General features: G+C 70.5%; 19 protein-coding genes. 10 read left to right on the top strand and 9 right to left on the bottom strand.

Translation table 11 applies throughout. The features are described 5' to 3' along the window. Positions 1-654 precede the first annotated feature (654 nt). Positions 655-2,241, top strand: coding sequence for a M91 family zinc metallopeptidase (locus D7X32_RS12100; RefSeq protein WP_120602679.1), 1,587 nt, complete (start codon positions 655-657; stop codon positions 2,239-2,241). A 28-nt stretch (positions 2,242-2,269) separates the two neighbouring features. Here D7X32_RS12100 and D7X32_RS12095 read toward each other — a convergent pair whose 3' ends face one another. The 5 genes from D7X32_RS12095 to D7X32_RS12075 form a co-directional block, all read right to left on the bottom strand. Further along, positions 2,270-2,593, bottom strand: a complete 324-nt coding sequence (locus tag D7X32_RS12095) for a protealysin inhibitor emfourin (protein WP_120602678.1) — start codon at positions 2,591-2,593, stop codon at positions 2,270-2,272. 17 nt (positions 2,594-2,610) lie between these two features. Further along, positions 2,611-3,762, bottom strand: coding sequence for a M4 family metallopeptidase (locus tag D7X32_RS12090; protein WP_120602677.1), 1,152 nt, complete (start codon positions 3,760-3,762; stop codon positions 2,611-2,613). A gap of 118 nt (positions 3,763-3,880) precedes the next feature. Continuing rightward, on the bottom strand, positions 3,881-4,327 hold the full coding sequence (locus tag D7X32_RS12085; RefSeq protein ID WP_171447748.1) for an acyl-CoA thioesterase: 447 nt from the start codon (positions 4,325-4,327) through the stop codon (positions 3,881-3,883). A 23-nt stretch (positions 4,328-4,350) separates the two neighbouring features. Continuing rightward, the gene (locus tag D7X32_RS12080; RefSeq protein ID WP_120602676.1) at positions 4,351-5,658 is read right to left on the bottom strand and encodes a hydroxyacid-oxoacid transhydrogenase; all 1,308 of its coding nucleotides are present in this window, start codon (positions 5,656-5,658) and stop codon (positions 4,351-4,353) included. A gap of 77 nt (positions 5,659-5,735) precedes the next feature. Continuing rightward, a complete protein-coding gene (locus tag D7X32_RS12075; RefSeq protein WP_147450119.1) occupies positions 5,736-7,772 on the bottom strand; it encodes a hypothetical protein in 2,037 nt (678 codons plus the stop codon). Between the two features lie 325 nt (positions 7,773-8,097). On the opposite strand from D7X32_RS12075, the gene hflX reads away from it, so the two are divergent. Beyond that, positions 8,098-9,792, top strand: a complete 1,695-nt coding sequence (gene hflX / locus D7X32_RS12070; RefSeq protein ID WP_120602674.1) for a GTPase HflX — start codon at positions 8,098-8,100, stop codon at positions 9,790-9,792. A 12-nt stretch (positions 9,793-9,804) separates the two neighbouring features. Here hflX and D7X32_RS12065 read toward each other — a convergent pair whose 3' ends face one another. Genes D7X32_RS12065 through D7X32_RS12055 form a run of 3 tightly spaced genes read right to left on the bottom strand, consistent with a single transcriptional unit; the run spans position 9,805 to position 12,856 of the window. Next, the gene (locus D7X32_RS12065; protein ID WP_120602673.1) at positions 9,805-10,941 is read right to left on the bottom strand and encodes an ABC transporter permease; all 1,137 of its coding nucleotides are present in this window, start codon (positions 10,939-10,941) and stop codon (positions 9,805-9,807) included. Next, a complete protein-coding gene (locus D7X32_RS12060; protein ID WP_120602672.1) occupies positions 10,938-11,864 on the bottom strand; it encodes an ABC transporter ATP-binding protein in 927 nt (308 codons plus the stop codon). Before D7X32_RS12060 ends, D7X32_RS12065 begins: the two co-directional genes overlap by 4 nt. Further along, positions 11,861-12,856, bottom strand: coding sequence for an HlyD family secretion protein (locus tag D7X32_RS12055; RefSeq protein ID WP_120602671.1), 996 nt, complete (start codon positions 12,854-12,856; stop codon positions 11,861-11,863). The genes D7X32_RS12060 and D7X32_RS12055 overlap by 4 nt, the downstream gene beginning before the upstream one ends. 537 nt (positions 12,857-13,393) lie before the next feature. Between D7X32_RS12055 and D7X32_RS12050 the strand changes: the two genes are divergently transcribed. From D7X32_RS12050 to D7X32_RS12015, 8 genes are all read left to right on the top strand, one after another. Continuing rightward, positions 13,394-14,989, top strand: a complete 1,596-nt coding sequence (locus tag D7X32_RS12050) for a M10 family metallopeptidase domain-containing protein (protein ID WP_244238974.1) — start codon at positions 13,394-13,396, stop codon at positions 14,987-14,989. Between the two features lie 302 nt (positions 14,990-15,291). After that, complete coding sequence (locus D7X32_RS12045) at positions 15,292-16,641, top strand: sensor histidine kinase (RefSeq protein ID WP_147450118.1); 1,350 nt, start codon at positions 15,292-15,294, stop codon at positions 16,639-16,641. Next, positions 16,638-18,008, top strand: a complete 1,371-nt coding sequence (locus tag D7X32_RS12040) for a sigma-54-dependent transcriptional regulator (RefSeq protein WP_120602669.1) — start codon at positions 16,638-16,640, stop codon at positions 18,006-18,008. Before D7X32_RS12045 ends, D7X32_RS12040 begins: the two co-directional genes overlap by 4 nt. 567 nt (positions 18,009-18,575) lie before the next feature. Then, positions 18,576-20,891, top strand: a complete 2,316-nt coding sequence (locus tag D7X32_RS12035; RefSeq protein ID WP_438358981.1) for a DUF8729 domain-containing protein — start codon at positions 18,576-18,578, stop codon at positions 20,889-20,891. A gap of 83 nt (positions 20,892-20,974) precedes the next feature. Then, positions 20,975-21,997 carry a VWA domain-containing protein gene (locus tag D7X32_RS12030; protein ID WP_120602667.1) on the top strand — a complete coding sequence of 341 codons (1,023 nt, stop codon included), beginning with the start codon at positions 20,975-20,977 and terminating at the stop codon, positions 21,995-21,997. 185 nt (positions 21,998-22,182) lie between these two features. Beyond that, positions 22,183-24,633 (top strand): hypothetical protein, encoded by a 2,451-nt coding sequence (locus D7X32_RS12025; RefSeq protein WP_120602666.1) that lies wholly within the window; start codon positions 22,183-22,185, stop codon positions 24,631-24,633. Positions 24,634-24,760: 127 nt separating this feature from the next. Then, positions 24,761-25,204, top strand: coding sequence for a putative immunity protein (locus D7X32_RS12020; RefSeq protein ID WP_120602665.1), 444 nt, complete (start codon positions 24,761-24,763; stop codon positions 25,202-25,204). A gap of 103 nt (positions 25,205-25,307) precedes the next feature. After that, a complete protein-coding gene (locus tag D7X32_RS12015; protein ID WP_120602664.1) occupies positions 25,308-26,186 on the top strand; it encodes a hypothetical protein in 879 nt (292 codons plus the stop codon). Between the two features lie 49 nt (positions 26,187-26,235). On the opposite strand, the gene D7X32_RS12010 is transcribed toward D7X32_RS12015, so the two are convergent. Then, positions 26,236-26,886: a hypothetical protein gene (locus tag D7X32_RS12010; RefSeq protein ID WP_120602663.1), complete on the bottom strand. Its 651-nt coding sequence runs from the start codon at positions 26,884-26,886 to the stop codon at positions 26,236-26,238. Positions 26,887-26,894: the final 8 nt, after the last annotated feature.

Raw genomic sequence — 26,894 nt, 5'->3', positions numbered from 1 at the left:
CTCCACCCGAGTCCGCGCCCGCGGGCGGAGGGGCCTCGCCCACGGGCGCGGACTCGGGTGGAGTCTCCTGGGCCAGCGCCAGGGCGGAGGAGGAGCAGAGCAGCGCGGTACCAGCCAGCAGGGCCTGAAGGACGGAGCGGTGGGACGAGGCGAAGATCATGGGTGCGTGAGCGCCGGGCGGGGAACGGGGAGGGACCCGCCCGGTCTCGATGTGGCGCTCCCGTTACCGAATGGAGCCGCCTTCCGCCACACTCCGCCGGCCGTTGTTGCCACACCGTTACCGGCGACGCCGGCCTGTCACACGAACGAGCGTCTCGTGTCACACGCTCGTGACATGGCCCTGGCCTCCCGTGCACGCAGCACCGTCGGAAGAACCCTGCCCCATGAGCCACCCGCTTCCGCTGGAGCACACACGCCTCGTCGCGCTCGCCCCCGGGCGCTCCCCCAGTGCGTGCTCCCCCTGGATGGTGCCCAGCTTCCCCCTGAGGCCGCCCCCCTGGGCGAGTCATTTCGCGGGGTTGGCCCGGAATCAGCGGAGGTGAGGCAACCGGCGTCACGCTTCCGCGACAATCCCCTTCGGGCGGCATTCATCCGCTCCCCGGCAGCCGTCCGCCGGACCCGCACCGGGTGTCTCCGTCACCCGCGAGAAGCGACATGACCTCGATTGGCAAGCCCGGTTCGCGTCCCACCCCGTCCCCCGTGAGCTCGCAGCCGGCGAAGGCGCCCGCCCCGGCGCAGCCCAACGCGGTGAAGACCGCCGTCGCCCAGCGGATGAAGGACGGCTTCGACGCGGCCCCGCGCACGGGCGCTGCGTCCCGGCCGGCGCTCTCCGCGGAGATCCGCTCCCCCTCGCGCGCCGGTGAGGGTGCGGCAGGCGTCGGGTCAGCCCTGGGCAAGGCGGCGGGCAAGGTTGCTGGCGGTCTCGGCGAAGCGCTGGGCAGGGCCGCGGGCAAGGCGGCCGGCGGCATCGGTGAAGCGCTGGGCAAGGCGGCGGGCCGCGTGGCCAGCGCCGCCGCCGGGCCCCAGGTGAGCACGAACGCGGCGGGCCGCACGGTGGTGGACCTGGGCGCGGGCAACAACTCCGCGACGGTGACGCAGAACAAGGACGGCGGGCTGACCATCCAGTCCGGCAGCGACACGGTGACGCTCACCGCGGCGCAGGCCAAGGGCGCCATCATCAATGGCGGTGACGGCAATGACTCCATCACCGTGGACGCGAGCGTCACGCAGGACATCACCCTGGACGGTGGCGCGGGCGACGACAAGCTCACCGGCGGCAAGGGCAACGACACGCTCATCGGCGGCGCGGGCAACGACACCGTCATCGGTGGCGACGGCAAGGACTCGCTGCAGGGCCAGGACGGCGACGACTACCTGGAGGGCGGCGCGGGCGATGACCGCATCCTGGGCGGCGAGGGCCGCGACGTGCTCTACGGCCTGGACGGCAATGACTACGTGTCCGGCGGAAAGGGCCGCGACTACATCGACGGCGGCGCGGGCAACGACCGGGCCTACGGTGGCGAGGGCGACGACCAGGTCATCGGTGGCCGTGGCAACGACACGCTGAGCGGCGGCGCGGGCAACGACGCGGTGGCGGGCGGCGAGGGCCAGGACACGGTCCGCGGCGGCACGGGCACGGACACGCTCTACGTGGAAGAGAACGAGAAGACCGCCGACGCGGCCGCGGGCGAGCGCGAAATCGTCGACATGACGAACGCCGACCAGCGCGGGCGCTCGGTGACGGTGTCGGGCAGCGCGGACTTCCAGGCGCGCGTGCAGTCGGACCTGGACGCGATGCGCTCGCTGCCTTCGGGCCAGGAGCTGCTTCGCACGCTGGACGACAGCGGGCACACGACGACCATCAAGCAGACGGCCGATGGCAACAGCGCGTCCGCCCAGAACAAGGACGACGCCTGGCTCAACGCGGACGGCACGAAGAACAAGGGCACCAACGGCACGGTGAACTACAACACCACGCGCATCTCGCTGGGCAGCGAGGACTGGCAGAACCGCCCGCCCGTCGTCGGCCTGTTCCACGAGCTGGTGCACGCCTCGGACTACGCCAACGGCACGCTGGCGCAGGGTGCGAAGGACGGCGTGAACAACCGCGAGACGTCCGCGGTGGGCCTGCCCATCGACCTGGACCAGAACCCCGCGACGCCGGACGTGGTGCAGGGCGGCCGCCCCGGAGAGAACGTCCTACGCGACGACCTGAACCTGCCCACCCGTCCGCACTACTAGGCGCTGCTCGAGCGCGGGAGCCCCGCCTTCATGGGGCGCGGTGCTCCCGCTCGGCCTTCTGGAGGAGCTCCAGCAGGGAGCGCAGGTGCGGCTCCTTCACGGGCTCCACCAACTGGACCGAGTGCCGCCGCCCGCCATCGTCCTCGATGGTGACGGTGTAGCGCGTCCGGTCCGCCCCCATCGTGGGGGAACCGCCCACGGTGGTCGGCTGTTCGAAGAAGCGCGCCTCCCGCACCTCGCGCTTCAAGGCCTCCGCCGTGGCGGGAGGCAGGGCCGCCAGGTCCACGGTGCGGGGCCTGGCGAGGCCCGGGAAGAAGGCGAGGCCTCCCTCCCGTTTGAACTCGATTCGCATTCCGTCGACCCCAGGGCCTAGTGCTTGCGCTGCACCGGCTGCGTGGCCGGCTTCTGCACCTGCGGAGTCCAGACCGGCGCGCCCGCCCGCTCCTTGGAGACCTTGATGCCCACCTGGCCCCAGGCGTCGCGCACGATCTGCTCCTCGTCGCCGCTGCCGTAGAGCCGGACGGCCGCCGTCACGGTGAGCCGCGCGAAGGAGAGGAACGAGGCGTTGGCCTTGAGCCGGGAGTCGCGCAGCGTCTCCAGCCAGATGAGGCCGGCCTTCTCCCACGCGTAGCCCTTGAGGTTCGTGGCCGCGATGCAGAAGGCCTTGTTCGGGATGCCGGAGTTGATGTGGACGCCGCCGTTGTCCTCCCACGTGTTCACGAAGTCCTTCATGTTCGCCGGCTGCGGGTCCTTGCCGAGCACCGGATCATCAAACGCGGTGCCGGGGTCCTTCATGGAGCGCAGGGCCTTGCCCTGGACCTTGTCCGTGAGGAGCCCCGCGCCAATGAGCCAGTCGGCTTGATCCACCGTCTGGTTCAACAGGCGCTGCTTCACGAGCGAGCCGAAGCAGTCCGACAGGGACTCGTTGAGCGCGCCCGCCTGGAGGAAGTAGGCAAGAGGCCCCTCGTGCTCCGTCACGCCGTGGGCCAGCTCGTGCCCGATGACGTCCACCGAGATGGTGAAGCGGTTGAAGAGGTCGCCGTCGCCGTCGCCGAACACCATGCGCTCGCCGTCCCAGAAGGCGTTGTCGTAGCCGCTGCCATAGTGGACGTGCCCGTTGAGGGGCATGCCGTTCCCGTCAATGGAGTTGCGCCCGAAGACCTCCCAGTAGAGGTCATAGGTCGCGCCCAGGCCGACATAGGCCTCGTCGACCGCCGCGTCGCCGGTGTCATCCTTTCCCTCGCTGCGGGCCTCCATTCCCGGAAGGGCCTCGGAGTTATTCACATTGTAGATGGTCCGGAGCTTCTGGCTCTCCACGACCATGGGGCCGGGGATGAGGCGCTTCGCCGCCTGGGGCGCGCCGCTGCTCGACAGGCGGATGGCGCGCAGGGTGTTGTCGATGGAGAGCGTCCGCAGGGCCTTCGCACGCTGTTGCGGTGAGCCGTTCTGCGCAATCTGACGGCTGACGTACGGTGGCAGGATGCAATGGTGGGAATGCCAGATTCTGGAGTTGCAACACATCACCCATCTCCTTCTGAAAGGGGTACTCAGGGACGATGGTGATGACGCAAGGCCGTGCTCGGGACACGGGACGGCAGGGGCTCCCCGGTCGCCTGGGAACCCTTGCGGCGCCACGCACTCAGGCCTGCTCGCGTGGCGGCACGACCAGCCTCGCCAGGGCTTCGCGCAGCCGGTCGGGCATGGCCACGGCCTTCCGCGTCTGACGGTCCACGAAGACATGCACGAAGTGGCCGTGCGCCGCCGCCTGCTCGTCACCTTCCTTGAAGATGGCGATGCCATAGGTGACCGAGCGGTTGCCCAGCCTGTCCACGCGCAGGCCCGCCCGCAGGCGGTCCGGGTACGCGAGCGGCGCGTGGTAGGCGCACTTCGACTCCACCACCAGCCCGATGACCGCGCCCGTGTGGATGTCCAGGCCGCCCTCGTGGATGAGGTAGTGGTTCGCGACGGTGTCGAAGTAGCTGTAGTAGGTGACGTTGTTGATGTGGCCGTACGCGTCGTTGTCCATCCATCGCGTGGTGATGGGCAGGAAGTAGCGGTAGCGGTCGGCCGTCTCTCGGTCGGACACGGGAGGGGACCTCGGGGTGGGGGTTACCAGTAGCGCAGCGCCTGGCGGAACAGCTCCGTGAGGACGGGCCGGGTCATCTCCCGGGGCGCGTTCTGGAGCAGGCGCTGCTGCGGGAAGGCGCCCTCCGTGAGCGCGTCCACGTCCGCGCCCGTGTAGCCCACGCCCTCCAGGCCGTTGGGCACGCCCACCGCGCGCATGAGCTGCACGACGCGGCCCGCGAGCACCTCGCCCGCGTCCCCGCTGCCCGCGCCGCGCACGTCCGCGCCCAGGAAGCCCGCGGCCTCCAGGTGGCGCTCGGGGTTCGCGGACGCCGTGTAGCGGAACACCGCCGGGGCGTTGACGATGACGGCCAGGCCGTGCGGCACCAGCGGTTCGTCCTGGGGATAGCCGGAGGGACGGAAGTCGCGCACCCGCCCCGCCACCGCGTAGGCCATGCCGTGCGGCGCGTGCACGCCCGCGTTGCCGAACGCGATGCCCGCGAGCGTGGCCGCCCACATGAGCTGCTCACGGGCCTCCGTGTCCCGGGCATCCTTCACGCCGCGCTCCAGGTACAGGCCCATCAGCCGCAGGGCCTCGCGGCAGCCCAGGTCGCTCCACGGGTTGGCGCCCTGGCTCATGGGCCGGAGGCTCGGGCGCGCGGGGGCGGGACGGTGGACGAACGGCCGCGCCGTATAGGACTCCAGCGCGTGCGACAGCACGTCCAGCCCGCTGGCCGCGACGACCTCCCCGGGCAGGGTCGCGGTGCAGTCCGGGTCGATGAGCGCTTCGGTGGGCCGCAGCGCTGGCGACGCGATGCCTGTCTTCGCGGACAGGGACAGCAGGTCGAAGATGGTGATGCCCGTCACCTCGCTGCCCGTCCCGGACGTGGTGGGGCACGCGATGTGCGGCTTGAGGGGCCCGGGCACCGCTCTGCCCTCCCCTACCGGCGCGTTCACGTAGGCGAGGAAGTCCGCCGGATGCGTGGCGTAGAGGTTCGCCGCCTTGCAGGTGTCGATGACCGAGCCGCCACCCAGCGACACGTAGCCATCCGGCCGGGCCTCGGAGGCGAAGCGCGCCGCTTCCAGGAAGGACTGGTCCGTGGGCTCGACGTGCACGTCCGTGAAGACGACGACGTCCAGCCCGGCGGCGAGCAACGACTGGCGCACCTTTTCGAAGTGCGGCAGCCGCGCCACGCGCGCGTCGGAGAACAGCGCCACCCGCTTCATCCCGAGCGCCCGCGCCCGGTCGCCCACTTCCGCCAGGCAACCCGGGCCGAAGGTGATGCGGGAGGTATCCACCGTGAAGGCGCTGTCGCAGCCTTCCTTGACGGCGGGGTAGTGGCAGCAGCCCATGCGCGCTCCTTGGCGGACGTGTCCCGCCCCAATCTACAGGGCGGGACCGGGCTGGAGGTCAACGCGAAGTGCCGGTGTCAGGGTTTGTGCAAGACCGCCGAGTCGCCCACGAGCCACAGCTCCGACGAGGACGGCGCCCACACGCCCCGGAGGACGCGGCGGGTGCCCGTGGTCTCCGCGTTCCACGTCGTGCCGTCGAAGCGCAGCAGCGTCCCGTTGTCGCCCGTGGCCCAGACCTCGGAGGCGGAGCGCCCCATCAACCCGTTGAGCTGGGACGCGGTGCCGCTGGCCACGGCAGTCCAGACGGTGCCGTTGTAGCGCAGCAACGTGCCCCCTGCTCCCGCGGCCCAGACGTCGTTCGGCCCGCTGCCCCACACGGCCTTCAGGGACACGCTGGTGCCTGACGTCATCGTGCTCCAGGCCGTGCCATCCCAGCGCAGGACGGTGCCGGCCTCGCCCACCGCGATGGCCAACGAGGGTCCCTGCACCCAGACGCCGTTGAGCGTCACGCTGGCCCCCGTGGGCTGCCGCGTCCAGGTGGTGCCATCCGAGTGGACCGCCTCGCCGGACTTGCCCACGGCCCACACGTCCGTCGCCGACGCGCCGTGGATGGCGAACAGGTCCGGCGTCTCCGGATCACGCTCCTCGATGAAGCGGGTCCCATCGAACCGGAGGATGCGGCCGTAGAACGACGTCGTCACCCAGACCGCCGTTGGCGAGGCCGCGTAGACACCCGATACGTTGTCGGAGGTGAAGGACTCCAGCGGGATCTCACGCCAGCCGCCACCGTTCCAGTGCAGCACCCGGCCCGTATCCGCCACCACCCACACGTCCGAGGGCCCCGTGCCGTGGATGGCCCGCGCCGCCCCCAGCGTGATCAGCGGCGCCTTGAAGGTCCACACCTGGCCGTTCCACTTCTGCACCAGCCCACCCCGGCCGAAGGACCACACGTCGTCAGGCCCGCTGCCAGCGATGGGACCCGCGGAGTCCGCGGCCGTGTCCGTCCACTTCGTGCCGTTCCAGAAGTAGCCGAAGTCCTCTCCACCGGTCATCACCAGCGAGGGCGACGCGGCGTACACGTAGTACAGCTGATCCGACGAGCGCAGGGACTGCTCGACGCCGGTGGGCGTGGTGCGGAACACCTGGCCGAAGTCGTCGCAGATGAGGCAGGGGTCATCCGAGGCGACGGTCCAGACGTCGTTCGGGCCGGTGCCCGTCACCTGGTGGAAGTCGATGTCCGTCGTGCCCGCGTCAACGCTGGAGACCGCATTGCCGTCGTACCGGCGCAGCGTCCCGGACTGCCCCACCATCCAGACGTCCGACGGCCCGCTGCCCCACACGCCGTTGAGCCCCTGGGTCGTGGACACATCCACGCCCTGGAAGCCGCTGCCCCGGTCGCGCCGCACCGTGCCGTTGGCGCCCACGGCCCAGACGTCGCTCGGGCCGGAGGCCCACACGGACGTCAGGTCGCGCGTCGTCCCGGAACTCACGGGGGAGAAGGCTGCGCCTGTCGTGGAGTGGAGCACGGTGCCGCCCGCGCCCACCGTCCACACGTCCGTCGGCGTGATGGCGTGCACATCGCGCAACGGCGTCAGCGTCCCGCTGGCCACGCGCGTCCACTGCGTCCCATCCCAGTGCTGGATGAAGCCATCCTCGCCCACGGCCCAGCCATCATTGGCCGCGCTGAAGTGCGCCCCCAGGAAGCTGTAGCCGTGGGGCAGCGGGTACTCCCAGCACCAGCCGTCGCTGCACTCGCGGTTGGCGGCGGGGATGCCGCAGGTCTTCTCCACGCCGCGCCCACCGCACACCTCCGGCGCCGTGCAGGTGCCGCAGGAAATGGTGCCACCGCAGTCATCCGGTTCGACGCCGCACTCGGCCCCGGGGCTGCACGCCGTCTTCATCGAGCTGCAACCACAGACGTTCTCCTGGCCGGCGCCGCCACAGGTGGAGGGCGCCGCGCAGGTTCCGCAGTCGAGCGGCTGGCCACATCCATCCGTCGAGTCACCACAGTTGAAGCCCTGCGACTCGCACGTCCTCGGAACGCAGTCGACGTCATCGTCGCCACAGCCCGCGGCGAATGGCGCCACGAACAGGAGCATGAGTGGGAGGGCCACCCTCTTCCACGGAGAAAGGCTTGAACGCGGCGCATCCTGCAGGCGCGAAGTCCGCACCGCACCTGCCGCGAAGGAGTTGTCACGGGACATGGGCATCTCCAGACCGGACGCGGGCGTGAAACCCGCGAAACCACGTGGGGCGTGGCTCCGGTGCGGAAGAAGGTTGCAATCAGCGGTCCGTTTGGATCGCCGCACACACGCGGCGCTTGCGAAGGGCCGCACGATGACGCGGCCCGCCGGGATGACGCGCCGGGCTGCGACGAGATGCCTAGCGTGAGCGGAGGACCGTGGAGCAGCTGCTCCCGACGACAGGAAGGCCACCTCGATGCCCGCCATCCATGGAAACATCCAAGGGCTCAAGCCCAGCCAGCTTCAGCGCCTGGAGGCGACCTGGCGCCAGCACGTGCGGCCTGACGAGGTCGTGAGCCCCGAGCTTGCCGGCCATCTCTGCGCCCTCACCCAGGAGACGGGCCGCCAGGTGGGCGTGCTCGTCGACCGGCGCGGCGACATCGAGCACGTCATCGTCGGTGACGCGACCCGCCTGGACCTCCCAGACATCGGCCGCATGCGCGCGGGGGACACGCGGCTGCGAGGGCTGCGCCTGGTGCACACCCACCTGAAGGACGAACCGCTGACGCCCGACGACATCACCGACCTCGCGCTGCTCCGGTTGGATCTCGTCTGCGCCATCGAGACGCGTCCGGACGGCCAGCCGGGCAAGGTCTACCTGGGCCACCTCGATCCCGAGTCCGTCGGTCCTCGGGAGCGGTTCTGGAAGACGCGGAAGGCTTCGGGTCTCCACACGCTCGACGTGGACCCCGTGGCGCTGGCCGAGGAGCTGGAGGAGGCCTTCGGCCATGCGATCGCAGGCCGGGAGGTCACCCCGCAGGGGCGGGCCCTGCTCGTCGGAGTGGCGCTGGAGGGCCGCGCCGCCGCGGAGGCGACCATGGTGGAGCTGCGGGAGCTGGCGCGGACGGCGGGCATCGAGGTGCTCGACGTCGTCTTCCAGTCCCGTGAGCAGATCGACCCGCGCTTCGTCGTGGGCCGGGGGAAGCTGGAGGAGCTGAACCAGCAGGCGATGCGGCGGTTCGCGGACATGATCATCTTCGACCACGACCTGACGCCCGCGCAGGCGCGGCACATCAGCGACCACACGTCGCTGAAGGTGTTGGACCGCACGCAGCTCATCCTCGACATCTTCGCGCAGCACGCGCACAGCGCTGAAGGCCGGCTCCAGGTGGAGCTGGCCCAGCTGCGCTACCGGCTGCCCCGGCTCGCGCAGCGCGACGAAGGGCTCTCCCGGCTCACGGGAGGCATTGGCGGGCGGGGGCCCGGTGAGACGAAGCTGGAGATCGACCGCCGGCGGGTGCGCGACCGCATCGCGCTGCTGGAGAAGCGCATCGACGCGGTGGGAGCCAGCCGGCAGGTGCGCCGCAAGCAGCGCGTGCGGCATGACGTGCCCATCATCTCCATCGTTGGCTACACGAACGCGGGCAAGTCCACGCTGCTCAACCACCTGACGGACTCGGACGTGGTGGTGGAGGACAAGCTCTTCGCGACACTCGACCCCAGCAGCCGCCGGCTGCGCTTCCCGCAGGACCGGGAGGTCGTCATCACCGACACGGTGGGCTTCATCCGCGCGCTGCCGCGCACCCTGGTGAACGCCTTCCGCGCCACGCTGGAAGAACTGGAGGACGCGGACCTGCTGCTGCACGTGGTGGACGCGTCGGACCCCGCGTACCGGCTGCAGATGGAGGCCGTGGAGAAGATCCTCCAGGACCTGGGGCTTCAGGACACGCCGCGCCTGCTCGTGTTCAACAAGAGCGACCTGCTGGAAGGCGGCGTGGAGGGCGTCATGGCGCTCCTGGAGGCCCACGCGAGTGAAGGTGTCCCCATCAGCGCGCGCACGGGCGAAGGGCTCACGGAGCTGCTGCTGCGCACGGAGGAGCTGCTCTGGCACGAGGGCAAGGCGCTCACCGCCAGCGGCCGCTCGTTCCAGGAGGACTCCGTCCCCTATTGAGAGCAGGCCACGTCAATCCAGGGTGGTGCGCGACCGTGCGAGCGCCACACCCGCCACCCCGAGCACGAACAGGCCCAGCGCGAGCAGGTCGTTCCCCATGTCCGCGAGCACCTGGTCCTTGAGCAGCGCGCCCCGGACGATGCGCAGGAAGTGCGTGACGGGGATGATCTCCCCCAGCACCCGCGCCCACGGCGGCAGCCCCAGGAAGGGGAAGGCGAAGCCAGAGAGGAAGATGGACGGCAGCATGTAGAACATGGACATCTGCATCGCCTGCAACTGGCTGCGCGCCACGGTGGAGATGAGGTAGCCCAGCGACAGGTTGCCCACGATGAACAGCACGATGCCGCACGCCAATGCCAGCCATCCCGCGGGCGTGCGGGCCATGGGCACCGAGAACAGCCCCCGTGCCATGCCCAGGACGACGACGGTCTGCACCAGCCCCACGACGACGTACGGCGTGAGCTTGCCCACCATGATCTCCGCCGGGGTGGCGGGCGTGGACAACAGCGTCTCCATGGTGCCGCGCTCGCGCTCGCGGGTGACGGCCATGGCGGTCATCATCACCAGCGTCATGGACAGGATGATGCCCAGCAGGCCCGGCACGATGTGGAACGGCGAGCGGCTCTCCGGGTTGTAGCGCCGGTGCACCACCACCTCGAACGCGGGCGCGGCGGACCGGGGCGTCCCCAGTCCCAGCCGTTCGTTCCGCAGCGCCTCCGTGGGCAGCACGCTCACCGCGGCCAGCGCTCCGGCGGCGGCCTGCGGGTCGGACGCGTCCGCCTCCGCGAGGATTTGGGGGCGCTCCCCCTTGAGCAGCCGCCGCGTGAAGTCCGGCGGGATGGTGATGCCCAGCATCACCTGTCCCCGGCGGATGAGCTGATCCAACTCCTCGTCGGAGCGCGGCAGGTAGCGCACGTCCACGTAGCCGGTGCGCTCCAGCGTGGCGACGACGGAGTTCGCCAGGGTGCTGGTGTCGTGGGACAGCACCGCGGCGGGCAGGTGCCGGGGGTCCATGTTGATGGCGTAGCCGAAGATGAGCAGCTGCATCACCGGCATGAGGAGGATCATCGCGTAGGTGATGCGGTCGCGCCGCAGCTGCGTGAACTCCTTGAGCAGCACGGCCAGGATGCGCGGAAGGGAGCCCGTCATGACGTGTACCGTTCGTCGCGCTCGCGACCCATGAGCTGGATGAAGACGTCCTCCAGGGACGGCGGCACCTCGCTCCACCGGAAGGGCTCCTTGCGCCAGGGGACGAGCGCGGCCTCCAGGGCCTCGCGCTTCACCCCGCTGACGTGCACGGAGGCGCCGAACGCGGAGGCGCTGAGCACGCCGTCCGCCTGGGCCAGCAGGTGCGCCGCGCGGTCGATGCCCGGCCCCTCGCCCAGGAATGTCACCAGCCCCGAGTCGCGGATGATCGCGTCCGCCGTGCCCCGGGCGATGAGGCGCCCATACAGGATGTAGCCGATGTCGTGGCAGCGCTCCGCTTCGTCCATGTAGTGCGTGGACACCAGCACCGTGAGGCCACCCGCGGCGAGCGTGTGGATTTCATCCCAGAACTCGCGGCGGGCCTTGGGGTCCACGCCCGCCGTGGGCTCATCCAGGAGCAGCAGGCGGGGCTCATGCAGCGTCGCGGCGGCCAGCGCCAGGCGCTGCTTCCAGCCTCCGGAGAGCGCGCCCGCGAGCTGCTTGCGCCGGTCGAAGAGGCCCAGCCGGTGGAGCGTGTCCTCCACCCGCTCGCGCCGTTGCTCCAGCCCGTGGACGCGCGCGACGAAGGCCAGGTTCTCCTCCAGCGTCATGTCCTCGTAGAGGGAGAACTTCTGCGTCATGTAGCCCGTCTGGCGCTTGATGGCGTCGCCCCGGGCGCGGAAGTCCATGCCCAGCACGGTGCCCTCGCCGCTGTCGGGCGTGAGCAGCCCGCACAGGAGCCGCAGCGTCGTCGTCTTGCCGGAGCCGTTGGGTCCCAGGAAGCCGGTGATGCGCCCGGTGTCCACGGCGATGGATACGTCCCGCACGACGTGCCGGTCGCCGAAGGACTTGTTGAGCCCGCGCACGTCGATGGCCCGCTCGTTCATCGGTCCGCCTCCACCTGCGCGTGCTTCAGCGGCGTCACGTCGATGGGCTGCCCTGGCAACAGCTGCGTGGGCGCGGAGGGCACCGCCTCCACCAGGAACACCAGCTTCTGCCGCGTCTCCAGGCTGTAGATGATGGGTGGCGTGTATTCAGGGCGCGGGGCGACGTAGTCCACGCGCGCCGTCATCCCGGTGTCGCAGCCGTCGCAGGCGATGTTCACGGCGGTGCCCGGTGGGAAGGACGCCACCCTTCCCTGCGGCACGTAGAAGCGCACCTTCAGCTTCGCGTCCGGGATGATGCTGACGACGGGGGCGTTGGGCATGGCCCACTCGCCCTGCTGGAAGAGGACGTCCTCCACGCGGCCCACCACGGGGGACACGGGCGCCAGCTCCACGACCTGTTGCTCCGCGGCGGTGACACCCGCGCGTCCGCTGGTGAGCTGGGCGCGGACGACCTCCAGCTGCGCGCCCGCCGCCGCCACGTCCGTGCGGGCCACGTCGCGCTGGGCATGGGCCCGGGTCGCCGTCGCGCGCAGCAGGTCCAGCTGCTGGGGCGTCACGGCGCCTTCGATGGCCTTCTGGACGGCGACCAGCCGGGCCAGCTCCGCGTCCGCGCGGTCCGCTTCCGCCTGCGCGGCGGCGAGCGAGGCACGGGCGCGGGCCACGTCCGACTGCCGCGCGAGGAGCTGAGCTTCCACCTGCCCCACCTGCGCCCGCGCCTGGTCGGCCCGCGCCACCAGCGACGTGGGCTCCATGCGGAACAGCGGCGTGCCCACCGCCACGCGCTGCCCGCGCACCACCGCGACGGACGCCACCATGCCGGCCACCGGCGAGGACAGGTAGACGTTGTCGCTGACGACGTAGCCGGTGAAGCGCGGCGGCGGCTCCGGAACCGGCCGCCGCAGCCAGAGGATGCCGCTGACGATGATGGCCACCAGCACCGCCCCCGCGACGATGCCCCGCTTCGAGTGTTTCGACTTCCTCGCCGGTCCCACCCGTGCCTCCTGGCGCGGCCCTCGCCGCGAATGGAGCGCCCCCCTGAGCGCGGCGGGTCCACGCTACGCCTGCCCATCCCAGGGGGTCCGCTTCTGGTACACGGGCGTGTCCTGAACCCGTGTCCTGGCGTCACCTTGAGCACTGGACGTGCCAGCACCGAACGCCAGGGGAGCCCCCAGGGGCAGGGCCTTCACCTGTTCGGACTTCCGGCGCCGGGCGCCGGGCCGCCGGACAGGAAGGGGCGGGGCGCCTGGAGCGGGCCGGGCATCCACCAACGTCTGTCACTTCTCACGCACTGAGTCAGACGGACGCCCAGTCAAAAAATATCATTCCAATTGTGAACACCTCCAGGGAAGTCAGGTAAGAGCCTTCAGAGCAGGATGGGCGTCGGCCGCGCGACCCGCAGGCAAGACAGCCGTGATTCCACAGCCACGGGCTGGGACATCCATTGAATCTCCACAGATGAACCACTGCACATGTTTCGCAGTGACATGCGGCCACGGGCCGCGCCAGGGAGACGTATGCGGAAGCTGTCCATGATGGGTGTCTTGCTGTGTGGCGCGCTGGTGTCTGGGTGCCAGGGAGAGGACGGGGCGCAGCCCCCCAGCGAACAGCCCGGCGGCACCGGCACCGAGGCATCCATCGCGGCCACCCGGCAGGCGGTCGTCTCCCCGGAGCTCGCGGCGTCGCTGGCGTGCGTCGAGACGTATGTCAACGCGGGGACCTGCGACTGGGAACACTGGAGCGAGCTGTGGGAGACGTGCCAGACCTACGAGCACGCGGAGCTCGAGGACGGCCTCTTCCTGGATGAGGTGCAGTCGGAAAACTGCACGGCGGCCAACTGGCCCGCGCTGCGCGAGCAGCTCATCGCCCCCCGCTCTCCGCTCGTCCGCGTGCGGGAAAACTGTAACGGCGGCTCCCAGGTGATTCAGGAGGCCACGTCCAACGGCTGCCACACCCTCCCGCAAGCCGCGGGCGCCTCCTTCGTCGACGTGCCCATCGGCAAGGCCGTGACGCTCCACGCCGCCGCGGACTGCGGCGGCGACTCGGTCACTGTCGAGACCGACACGAACCTCTGTGAGACCTCGTTCGGGAGCGGCGCGAGCACGAACGACAAGGTGCGTTCGTTCCGGGTTCAGGACGCCGAGGCGCTTCCCTCGGAGAACCGCTACGACTGCGCTGGCGATGAGTCGACCTGCGTCAAGAACTACAACAGCGTCAGCAGGTTGGGCGCCATCAACAAGAAGCTCACCGTCCGGATCGTCCGCATGGCCCTGGATGGCAGGACGACGCCCTCGTTGGACGCCATCAGGAACACCGTCCGCAACCTGTCTGACTTCTACGCCGTCGCGTCTCGCAACCAGGTGAGCCTGGAGATCATCGGTTCGCAGACCGTGCAGGTGACCAGCGCAAACTGCACGACGGCGAAGAACCAGGCCCGCCAGAAGGCCAACTCGAACGCGTTCCTGACGGTGTATGTGCTGCCGGGTGGGGTGTGCTCCACCTCGAACGCCGGCTCGCGCAGCGTCTTCCTCAAGGGCACCCTGTTCCGGGACTACGCCCACGAGGTCGGGCACGTCCTCGGCCTCGCGCACGGCAACGTGCGGGACCCCTCTACCGGGAAGGTCAACTCGTCCGCCGACGCAAGCACGTACATGGGCACTTTCGCGTCGGACAACTACAACCTCCCGCAGCTGCACTGGCTGGGGTGGACGAAGAAGGAGGACCTCGTCCGGATCAACCCGGAACTCGACAGCAATGGTTCCACCGTGGTGACCCTCCGTCCGGTGGGGAGCAACGCCGAGAGCACCAGCAGCCACCCGCTGGGCGCGGTCTGGGATATTCCTGGCACGGATCAGCGGCTGTTCATCGCCGTCCCGAAGCCGCGCCTCAACGGCACGAACCAGATCGAGGGCGGCACGGTGTTCGCGTACCGGGCCCCCAAGTGCGAGGGCTGCACGGGCATGGCCATGGGCACGATGCAGATGGCGCGGTTCAACGCCAGCTCCGCCAACGAGCACGAAGCGAGCGGCCTCTTCATCCAGCGGGTGAGCTACGAGAGTGACTTCGTCCAGGTGGACGGGAAGAGCGTCGAGGTGTTCACCTCCGTCACGCTGAGCATCCGGCGGTAGCGGCGGCCTTCGTCCCGGAGGAACCGGGCCAGGGACTCCGCCCTCTTTCAGTGCGTGGCGGAGTCCTGTACGGCCATCGCGTGGCGCGTCCGCCCGCGCCCGCGCCCCCACCCGGCGTGCCAGCACGGAGCGCGAGGGGAGCCCCCCGGGGGCACAGGGCCATCACCTGTTCGGATTTCCGGCGCCGGTCGCCGGGCCGCCGAACAGGAAGGGGCAAAGCGGGCGCGGCCCCAGGGCACACGGGCTGGGGCATCCGGCTTGCTTGGGCATAGGGTAGCGCCCACGGTCCAGGAGGACGCGCCTTGCCTTCCCTACCCCAGCCCACGGCCGCCGGAGTCGAACAGGTCCAGCGCGAGGCGTTCTCGCGGATGTTCCGGCAGGTGACGAAGGTGCTGTTGTTCCTGAGCCCCCTCCCGGTGGTGATGGTGTCACTGGGGCTGATGGGTGACACGTCTGCGTGGCGCCCGTGGTGCGTGGCGCTGGCGTTGGGGCTGGTGCTGGTGGGGTTGGGGGTCGCCCTGTCGTGGCGGCGTCAGCCGGTGTTGTCGTACGAGCAGGGCACGGCCTTGCCGCTGGTGGCGTTCCCCCTGTTCACGGTGGTGAACCTGTCGCTGGGAGGGCTGGAGAGTCCGCTCATTCCCCTGGTGCTGCCGGTGGCCTTCGCCACGGCGATCCTCTTCCCGCCCGCGCGGTCCCGGAGGTGGGTGGGCTACCTGCTCGCGCTGCTGGGCGTGCAGGCGGCGGCGACCTTCACGGGCGCGGTGGAGGACCTGGTGCCCGCGCTCTTTGGCGGCGGCCGTCGCGCGGGACACAGCGATGCGCTGCTCCTGACGATGCTCACGGTGACGGCGGTCCTCGTGGTGTGGGCGAACTTCATCGGCACGACGCTGCGGCGCACGTACCGGGGCATGGTGCGCACGGCGCTGGATGCGCGGGATGAAACGCTGAAGGCGCACGAGGAACGGGTGCGCTCGCTCACCACGCTGTCCGGAGAGATTGCCCACGAGTTGAAGAACCCGCTCGCGAGCGTGAAGGGATTGGCCGCGATGATCGCGCGCGAGGTGGAGGGCCGGCCCGCGGAGCGGATGGCGGTGCTGCGCCGGGAGGTGGACCGGATGCAGGAGATCCTCGAAGGGTTCCTCAACTTCTCCCGGCCGCTGCTCCCGCTCAACGAAGCACATGTGCCCCTGGACGGCCTGTGCCGGCAGGTGGCGGAGCTGCACGAAGGCATGGCGGGAGAACGGGGCGTGGGGCTGAAGGTCGCGGAGGGGCCGCCGGTGGATGCGTGGTGCGACGCGCGCAAGGTGCGGCAGGTGATGATCGACGTGGTGCAGAACGCGCTGGACGCCGCACCAAGAGGCACGACGGTGGAGCTCCAGTCCTGGATGACGCCGGGAGGCGGAGGCCGCGTGGAGGTGCGCGACCGGGGACCCGGGCTCGCGGCCGAGGTGAAGGAGCGCGTCTTCGAGCCGGGCATCACCACGAAGCCCCATGGCTCCGGTCTGGGACTGGCGCTGTCGCGAGCGCTGATGCGCCAGCACGGCGGTGAGTTGAGCCTGCGCGCCCGCGAGGGCGGAGGCTGTGTGGCGGAGCTGCTCCTGCCGCCCGCGCCTCCGCCGGTCGAAGCGCCGCGAAAGGAGGCCCTGCCGTGAAGGCCCGCGTGCTGGTGGCGGATGACGACGCGGGCGTGCGCTACACGCTGCGCGGCTTGCTGGAGGATGACGGGCTCACCGTGGAGGAGGCGGTGGATGGCGAGGCCGCGCTCGCGCGCCTGGACTCGGAGCCGCCCGTGGACCTGGTGCTCAGCGACCTGCGCATGCCGCGCGTGGATGGCATGGAGCTCCTGCGCCGCGTCGCCGCGCGCCCGCATGCGCCGCGCGTCATCCTCATCACCGCGCACGGTTCGGAGCGCCACGCGGTGGAGGCCATGAAGCTGGGCGCGCTGGACTACTTCCGCAAACCCTTCGACGTGGACGACGTGCTGGCCGTGGTGCGCCGGGCGCTCGGGATGGTCCGGCTGGAGGCGGAGAACGAGCGGCTGTCCGGCGAAGTGAACCTGCTGCGCTCACTGGTCTTCGTGTCGCCGTCCATGGCGCGGCTGGCCCTGCTCATCCAGCGCGTGGGCCCCCGCGACGTCACCGTGCTCATCACCGGCGAGAGCGGCACCGGCAAGGAGCGCGTCGCAGAGGCCCTGGTGCGCGCCTCCCCGCGCGCGGACAAGCCCTACGTGCGCTTCAACTGCGCCGCGCTCACGCCGGAGCTCGCGGAGGCGGAGCTCTTCGGCCATGCACGGGGCGCGTTCACCGGCGCCGTGCGCGCCCGTCCGGGCCTCTTCCGCGAAGCCTCCGGAGGCACCCTGCTCCTGGATGAAGTGGGAGAGCTCGCCCTGCCCCTCCAGGCAAAGCTCCTGCGCGTCTTGCAGGAGGGCGAAGTGCGGCCCGTGGGCGAGGACCGCTCCCTCCCCGTGGACGTCCGCGTCCTGGCCGCCACCCACCGCGACCTGCCCCAGCGCGTGGCGGAGGGCCGCTTCCGCGAGGACCTCTACTACCGCCTCAAGGTCGTGACGCTCCAGGTGCCCCCGCTGCGAAGCCGCCCGGAGGACATCGCCGCGCTCGCGAAGCACTTCCTCGCCCGCCACACCGAGCGCTTCCGCATGCCGCCGGTGCCCCTGACACCCGCGCTGCTGGAGCGCCTCACGGCCCACTCCTGGCCCGGCAACGTGCGCGAGCTGGAGAACGCACTGGAGAGCGCCGTGGTGCTGTCCCCTGACGGCACGCTGGACCTGGAGCTGCTGCCTGCCGGAGGCCCCAGCACGTCCGCGCCGCAGGCCTCACCCAATGGAGGCACCTTGCGCGAGAAGTTGGACGCGCACGAGCGGGAGCTCATCCTCGCGGCGCTCGCGACGTCCAGGGGCCAGCGCACGGAAGCCGCGAAGTCACTGGGCATTGGCCGCGCCACGCTGCACGACAAGCTCCGCAAGCACGGCCTCCTGAACGAGGACGAGGAGCCGGAGCGCTGAAGGCTCACGGCTCCGGCGGCAGGGTATGGCGAGGCTGCCCGCGGGAAAGGGCAAGCGAGCCTCGAACAAAAACATGGCAGGAGCGTAACGACACCTCCGTGAACCATGTCAACGGTGACGGCCTCGTGGCTTCCCCGTAGCAGCGCGAATAAAACCAGACGCCTGCCCCGCAAATTCACGTCATCAATGGAAAACCAGTCGATCCATTGACATTCATCAAAGGTCAGATTTACAAATATTACAGACCTTCATCGACTCGAACGTCTTTCATCAGATGGTCGTGGCCATGTCCCTGGAGCCCCTCTGAGAGGGCTCCCGGGCAGAGCCGAAAGTCGTAGTGCGGCGGGGAGCGCGTCGTCAGCGGACGCGTGCGAGCACCGAGCCCTTTGAAGGAGCACCGACATGCAAGAATCATCATTGTCCCGGCGAGTGCCGTCCTGGCGCCGTCTGTCTGCCTTTGCGCTGGGCTGCACCCTGACACTTCCCACGGGCGCCCTGGCGGCGCCTCCCTCCCGGGGACCCCCTCCCACTTCACGCACCCCGGACGCGTCACCCGCGAAGCTCGTCGTGGACAAGACCCAGGGCGTGACGCCCGGAAGCCGCGTGTCCTCGCTCGTCACCGCCGCCGGCTTCGTCTTCCACCGCACCCAGCGCCCCGTGTCCTCGCTGCGCACCGTCACCGCGCCGGAGCCGGGCCTCCAGCTCCACGTCTGGAAGGAGCAGCAGCCGGACGGCACGCGTAGGGACTTCATGGCCTACACGCGCGGCGGCACGGAACTGCTCGGCCGCGTGCGCGACACCGAGTACGTGGTGCGGCTGGCGGAAGCCCCGTTTGATCCACTCCAGGGCGGCCCGTCCCTGACCGGCAACCTGCTCGCCGCGGACGCGGGCAACACGCTGCACCTGGTGCAGTTCCTGGGCACGCCCCTGCCCTCCTTCCGCGACGCCATCGAACGGGAAGGCGGCAAGGTGCTGCGCTTCCTCACCGACCACACCTTCGTCGTGGAGATGGACGGCGACACCCACAAGCGCGTGGCGGAGCTGCCCTACGTGCGCTGGGTGGGGCCCTACCATCCCGAGTACCGCCTGGAGCGCGAGCTGCGGGACGCCCTGCTGGGCCGCTCCGCCCGGCTGCCGGACGCGCAGCGCTACTCGCTGATGCTCGGCGAGCGGGGCGCGGCGCGGCAGGAGGCCCTGGCCCAGCGCGTGCGCGCCCTGGGCGGCACCGTGGACCTGGTGGAGCCGGGCGGTTTGCGCATCGAAGCGACGCTCACGCAGGACCAGCTCGCGCGGGTGGTGCGCGCGAACGAGGTGCAGTTCATCGACCGCTGGGGTGGCCCCGGCGAGGTGGACATGGACATCGTCCGCGAGCTGGGCGGCGCCAACGCGCTCCAGTCCCTCAAGGGGTGGACCGGCCAGGGCGTGCGCGGAGAGGTCTTCGACACGGAGCTGCGCACCACGCACCGGGAATGGCCCACCGCCCCCATCATCCACAGCACGGGCACGTCGTCGGGGTCGCTCCACGGCACCAGCTGCTACAGCAACAACTTCGCGCAAGGCGTGGACCCCGCAGCGCGCGGGATGATCCCCAGCGGCCAGGGCATCTTCTACCTCTACAGCGAGTCCACCCAGTTCGGCGGCACCAAGTCCCGCTACACCGCGAACCAGGAGCTCACCGATCCGGCGGGCCCCTACCGCGCCGTGTTCCAGACCTCCAGCGTGGGCAGCACGCTGACGACGTCGTACACGACCCTCTCCGCGGAAGTGGATGACTACCTCTTCAAGAGCCCCATCCTCAGCACCCAATCCCAGAGCAACGCGGGCAGCCGGCAGTCCCGCCCGCAGGCCTGGGCGAAGAACATCGTCTCCGTGGGGGCCTTCCAGCACCTCAACACCCTGTCGCGCGCGGATGACCGCTGGGGTTTCAGCGGCAGCATCGGGCCGGCGGCGGACGGCCGCATCAAGCCGGACCTGTCGTTCTTCTACGACTCCATCCACTCCGCGCACGGCACCAGCGACTCCGCCTACACGGAGTTCGGCGGCACCAGCTCCGCCACGCCGCAGACGGCGGGCCACTTCGGCCTGCTGTTCCAGATGTGGCACCAGGGCGTGTGGTCCGGCCATGGCACCAAGGCGGACGTCTTCGCCAGCCGCCCGCAGATGGCCACCGCCAAGGCGCTGATGATCAACCACGCGTACCGCTACAACTGGCTCGCGGGCGGCGCCAACGCGGACATCGACCGCTTCAAGCAGGGCTGGGGCACGTCCGACGTGAAGCGCCTGCTGGACCGCGCCCCCGTCACCAGCATCATCGACGAGACGGACGTCGTGGGCCCGCTGGGCATCAAGGCCTACAGCGTGAAGGTCGCCACCGGCCAGACGGAGCTCAACGTCACCCTGGCCTACACGGACCCCATGGGCACCGTGGGCGCGGCCCAGGCGCGCATCAACGACTTGTCCCTGCGCGTGACGGCGCCCGACGGAACCGTCTACTGGGGCAACAACGGCCTCACCGCGGGCAACACCTCCACCTCCGGCGGCACGTCCAACAAGGTGGACACGGTGGAGAACGTCTTCCTCCAGAACCCGGCCGCGGGCCTGTGGAAGGTGGAGGTGCTGGGCGACGAGGTGGTCCAGGACAACCACCTGGAGACGGCCGCGGTGGACGCGGACTACGGCCTCGTCGTGAACGGCGGCGTCATCCTGGTGGGGGACGTGTCCGGCAACGGCTGCATCAACGACGAGGACCTGAACCTCATCAACGCCTCCTTCGGTCAGACCGTGCCGCCCGGCAACCCCGCGTACGACCTGGATGGCAGCGGACGCATCGACGTCTTCGACCGCAACCTCGTCCTCCAGAACTACGGCAAGGGCTGCCCGTAGGGCCCCGCCCGCTTCGCTCGCAGTGCTTCCCGCTTCACCGCCGCAAGGTCGTTCATTTCCCCTGACTCCCAGGAGGTCGTTCCATGCGTCTTGAATTGAAGCGTCGTTCCCTGTCCCAGGCCGCCGTGGCGCTCGCGTGCGTGGGGGGGCTGTGCTCCAGCGCGGCGATGGCCGACGAGCACGTCCTCATCCTGTTGGACCGCACGGGCAGCATGGGCTCCACGTCCGTTCCCGGCCTCACGCGCCTGCAGGTGGCCAAGGCGCGCATCGACGGCTATCTGCAGATCATCCCCAGCGTGACGACGAAGTACGCGTTCTGGACCTTCGAGAACGCCGGGCCCACGCAGGTCTTCAGCTTCGCGGACAACAAGACTCCGGCGCAGATCAGCGCCGCCGTCAACGCGGTGACCCTGGGCGGCAACACGCCGCTGGCCGGCTCCGTGTGCGCCGCGGTGGACGCGCTCATCAACTACCTGCCCAACCAGCTCCACACCAAGCGCATCTACCTGGTGACGGACGGCGACGAGAATGCCACCGCCAGCCTGGACCAGTGCTACGGCCCCTGGAGCGCGGGCGTATGGCCCAACCTGACCGTGGGCAGCTGGCAGGAGAAGGTCCGCAACAAGGCGTGCACGGGCAGCGCCACCTCCGCGGGCCCCTGCGGCATCTTCCCGGCCCCCTACCCGCCGGGCCTCACGCTCATCGCGGACATCGACTTCCTCTTCGAGGACTACGTCCCCCTCCAGGGCGAAGCCCAGGCGCGCGAACCGGACGACGCGGCGAAGACCGTGATGGGGCCCTACCAGGTCGGCGCCAGCGCCGCCGCCGAGGTGCCCTTCTTCAACGGCCTGGCGCAGGCCACCCACGGCCGCTACGCCTCCATCACCCAGAAGACGCCGCCTGCCCAGGCCACGCCGCTCCCGGGTGACGCGAACCTGGATGGCTGCGTGAACGTGGCGGACCGCACGAAGGTGCTGGCCGAGTACGGCACGAAGGTCCCCACGGGCACGGGCTCCGACTTCAACCGCAACGGCACCGTGGACACCGGTGACTACCAGACCGTGCTGAACAACTTCGGCCGCGGCTGCACCACGCTGCGCGAGTAGTCATTCCTCGCCGTGCACGGCCGGGCGCGGGGAACCTCCCGTGCCCGGCCGCTCGCGCGTGCAAGGGCTTCAAGACATGCCGTCCGTGGACGGTCCCTGCTGGTTGCCTGGGGACCCGCGCTCCCGCCCGGACGGACGGGTTCATTCTGGAGGGAGCAGGGCTTCGGGCCCGGGATGGTGCGTGCATGGTGGCTCCCGCGTGGTCGACGATCCGGGGCGTGGTCCTGGCGGTCCTGCTCTCGGCGTGCTCGGGCGATCCACCGGAAGAGCGTCCGGACGCAAGCAACCCGGATGCGGGCCTCGTGGACGCGGGCACCGGAGACGCCGGGCAGCCGCCCCTGGATGGCGGCACGTCACCGGAGGACGCGGGGACGTGCGGGGACGACGACCCGTGCACGGTGGAGCAGCGCGACGACGCCGGCCGCTGTGTCGTGTCGCCCGCGCCGGATGGCACCGCGTGTGACGACGGCGACGCCTGCACCACGCAGGACCAGTGCGTGAGCGGGGTGTGCGGGGGTTCGCCCACGACCAGCGCGCCCACGACGTACGGCACGGCGTGGAGCCATGGCCCGTCCCCGGCGGAGCGCTCCACGGCGCCCCTGGAGGGACTGGCGGAGTTCGTGTCGGACGACCGGCTCCTGTTTGGCGACCGGCTGGGCGGCAGTGGCCTGTCGGTGTCGCTGGTGCGTGTAACGGAGGACGGACTGACGCGGCTGGATCATGCGGCCCTGGACATCCGGGTGGACCGCTTCTTCGGCACCACGGACTGGTCCGACCGGATGCTCACCTTCTTCGTGCCCCTGGGCCCGGACCGCGTCCTCGTCGTCGGGAGCCGGCAGCGGCTGGAGCTGCTGGGCCTGGAGGGCGACCGCCTCACGACGCTGGCCCGGCTGCCCCTGCACCCCAGCAGCAACAGCATCCTCGGGGGCGCGGGACGGGGCGCGCACTTCTGGCTGTGCAACGGCAGCGCGGTGACGCCCTACCGCATCGACCCCGGCAACGTCCTGGTGGCGGATGACGCGCACAACCTGCAACTGCCTGGCACCTGCAACTCGCTGTCGGTGTCCCCGGATGGCAACACGCTCTGGGTGGGCACGACGCGCGGGCTGGCGCCGGTGGACATCACGAAGCCTGAAGAGCCGGTGCTCAAGCCCACGCTGCTGTCAGGCCTGTCCTTGTTCCAGGCGCAGGGCGACGGCACGTTCGTGGTGGCGCACGAACTGCTGCGCTACGGGCAGATGGGCCGCATCCTGGTGTACCGGCAGTCCGACCTGGGCGGCACCGCGACGCCCACGCCGGTGAAGTCCTTCCTCCCCGTGGAGGAGACCTCCCGCTGGGAGCGGCCCGTGGGCTTCGTCCTCCTCCAGGATGCGCTCCTGGTGGAGTGGGTCCGGCTGACCGGCCCCACGCGGGCCTACGTCGTGGAGCGCCACGCGCTGAACGCCAGTGGCGTGTCGTCCGTGGTGGCCACGCAGCCCCTGCGCCAGAGCGAGGAGGTGGGGCTGACGCTCTCGCCGTTCCAGCTCGCGGGACGGGGACGGCACGCCGTCCTCCAGCCGTGGCGGCGCGTGGTGGCGATGGAGGGCACGGACGCCCTGCGCTTCCGCACGGGCATCCATCACGGCTCCTTCGAACGCGTCCAGGCCGCGCCCGATGGCTCCCTTCTCGCGGTGGGCCCCTTCGGCTCGCACCGCGTGAGCGTGGACGATCCGGCGGCGCCCGCCGTCCTTTCGGGCGGCACGACGTTGGCGGCGGACACGCAGCGGCTGCGCATCGCGCCCGCGCGTCCGGGGTCGGCCACGCGCGACCTGGTGACCCTGCCCGCGGCCGGAGCCAACGTGCACCAGGAGGCGGGCACGGCGGTGATGAGCTGCCTGCGCTCGTCGGTGGACGGGCTCCTGGAGCCGGACGGACAGGTGCGCCTCGCCGGAGGACCGGCGGTGCTGGCCTCCGCGAAGGGACAGCTCTTCCAGGCCGCGCCCATCCCCTCCGGAGGCTTCAAGCTGCGGCGCTTCGCGTTGGACGTTGCCTGCGCGGGGCAGGACCTCGCGCCGGCCTCCGAGCAGACCGTCACGGTGGATCCGGCGCCGCCGGACACGCGCAAGGGCCATGCGCTCGCGGTGGACGGGGACCGTTCCGAACTGTTGCTGGGGGAGATGCACTACGTCTCACCGGACAAGCCCGCGCGCATGCCGCTGCTCTGGCGCTCGTGGTCCGGCGAGGGCGGGGTGGCCACTGGCGAGCTGACGGGGAGCACGGATCAATTCACGGCCATGGCGCTCGCGGGAGGCAGGGGCCTGGTCATCGAGAACGGGCGGGAGGTCTACCTGCTGGAGCGCGCAGGGACGCGCATCGAGACCCGGGCCCACGTCAACCTGGCGGAGCGGTCAGCGCCGGTGGACGTCTCGCGCATCCTCGCCTTCGACGGAGCGGTCGCGTACCTGGCCATCTCCACGGTGCCGTCAGGCGTGCTGGCGTTGCGCGCCGACGACCTGTCGGAGATCGGCCGCTACCCGACGCCGGCCCCCGTGCGCTCCCTGACCTTCGCGGGCTCGCGGCTCGTGCTGGGGATGAACGAGGCGCTGACAGTGGCCGCGCCCGCCTGTCCCGCCGCTCCGGTGCCACGGGCCCGTTAGGGCTCGCGGGGGGCAGCGGAAGTCCCATCCCGGACGCATGGCGTTGACGCGCCCGCGCCCGCATTGACCTGTCCGCCAGGAATGACAGAGAACCCGCGAGGAGCGTGACGCAGGAAGGAGCGGGGGCATGCAGCTCGACAGGTCCGACCACGAGTCCCTGGCCCGCTGGGCCGCCGACTGCGCCGAGCACGTGCTCCCCTACTTCGAGCAGCAGTTCCCGGAGGACCACCGTCCCCGCCGGGCCATCGAAGCAGCGCGAGCCTGGCAACGGGACGCACTGTCGATGGACGAAGCACGCGCCGCCGCCTTCGCCGCGCACGCCGCCGCCCGGGATGCCACCTCGCACGCCGCCGCATGCGCCGCGGCCCGCGCCGCGGGACATGCCGCCGCGACCGCCCACGTCGCCACCCACGCGCCGCACGCCGCCACCTACGCGGCCACCGCCGCCGCCCACGGCGCGGCCGAAGCCACCGGCGCCGCGGAAGCCACCGCTCGCGAACGCGCCTGGCAGCGCCAACAGCTTCTGGAACACCTCCACGCGATGGCGTTTCCAGCCCGCGGCAATCCCTGAACGCACTGCGCGTGCGCGACGCAATCCGGCCATGACGCCTGGCGGGCAATGGCGGAGCCGCGTCATTTGACAAAGCGAGTAAAATCAGATTTCCATTTTTACCATGAACTTCAAGAAGCCGGTGTTGTGCACGATGGTGTTGGCCTCTGTCGCCTGTGGTGGCGAGGCGTTCGAGGGTGACGCGGTATCAGCGGAGGACCTGGCGGCCACGCGGCAGGCGGCCTTCTCCGGCGTGAACGGCACGGTGTGCGAGGAGAGCGCGTACAACTGCAAGCTGCGGCCCTCCGGCGGCAACCGCGTGGAGACCAACGACGCGGATGACGACGACTCGTGGGGAATCACCACGGGCGTGCCCATCCGCGACGGCAACGGCACCGTGGTGGGCACGTCCACCCGGACGCGCTCCCTCTTCAACTACGGCCAGACGCGCACGTTCGCCGGGGAGCTGCACGCGTTCGCGACGTCGACGTCCAACTCCAGCTCCGGCTGGCTGCCCATGTCCGCCATCCTGGGGCGCACCTCCTTCGAGGAGAAGGTCGGCCACGTCTCCGCGCTGAGCTCCGGGCTGAGCAAGATGGCGTGCTACGCCGTGCGCAACTCGCACGACCCCGCGCTCGAAGTGAAGAAGGTGGTCTACGACACCACGTCGTCCAACGAGCGCGCGGGCGACTACCTGCCGCTCGTGCGCGCCAACGGCCTGCGCTCCGCGAACCTCACCTTCAACGTGCCGGGCTTCGGCCTGGGCGGCGTGGCGGTGGACCACTTCCCCGCGGGCACGAAGTTCCAGCGCCTGGACGTCCCGACGACCAATGGCGCCCCCTCCATCGACATCCCGCTCTGGGTGCTGGACAGCGCCGGGCGCTACCGCCAGCAGTCGGGGACCATGAAGTTCATCTACGGCTACGTCATCGCCGCCACGGGCACCCGCCGCAACGGCTGGATGGCCTATGACGCGCTCGAGGTCAGCTCCGGCTGCCCGTGAACCTTCGCGGTGCTGTAGGGGCCCGCGTTCCAGGACGCGGGCCCCGTCCTCAGCGGGCCTTCTTCGCGAGGGAGTGCACGACGAACCGGCCGTCGACGTAGTCGATGGTCCCCAGCTTCTTCCCATACACGCCGGCCGGCTCGTCCACGTTCGCCTTGATGGTGATGACGCGCCCCTTGCGAGGCAGGCTGAGGGTCACGATGGAGCCCGCCCAGTCCTGGAGGGTCTTCTCGCTCAAGCCCTTCTTGGCGTTCGCCTTGAGGAGGCCCGCGTCGGTGTAGAGCTGGACGGCCTCCGCGTCGGAGAGCTCCAGGGCCGTGTTGTCTGCCTTCAACCCCTCCGCGTCACACTTGAAGACAGCCGTGTGGCTCACGGACGCGCCCGAGGACACCACCACCAGGTGGTAGCCATTCGGGTTCTTGAACAAGGCGGCTTCGAAGGTCTCGATGAGGTCCGGGTTCTCGATGAGCGCGTAGCCATTCGGCACGTCACGCACCTTCAGGGACTCCGCGATGAACCGCGGCGTGATGGGCTCGCCGGAGTCCCGGGTGACGTCCAGTGTCCCGCCGTCCTTGTAGCGCTCGAACAGGTGGCGGAGCGCGACTTCGATGCTGGTGGTGGCGCACCCGGACTTCGCGGGCGCGGCTTCGGGGGCGGCTGAGGTCAGGGCCAGGATGAGGGCGGTCTTCAAGAGAATCACGGCGGCTC

Origin of the sequence: Corallococcus carmarthensis, from assembly GCF_003611695.1 — a bacterium.
Taxonomy (GTDB): Bacteria; Myxococcota; Myxococcia; order Myxococcales; family Myxococcaceae; genus Corallococcus; species Corallococcus carmarthensis.
The sequence above is the reverse complement of the archived record's forward strand: the minus strand, read 5'-3'. Positions and strand labels throughout refer to the sequence as shown.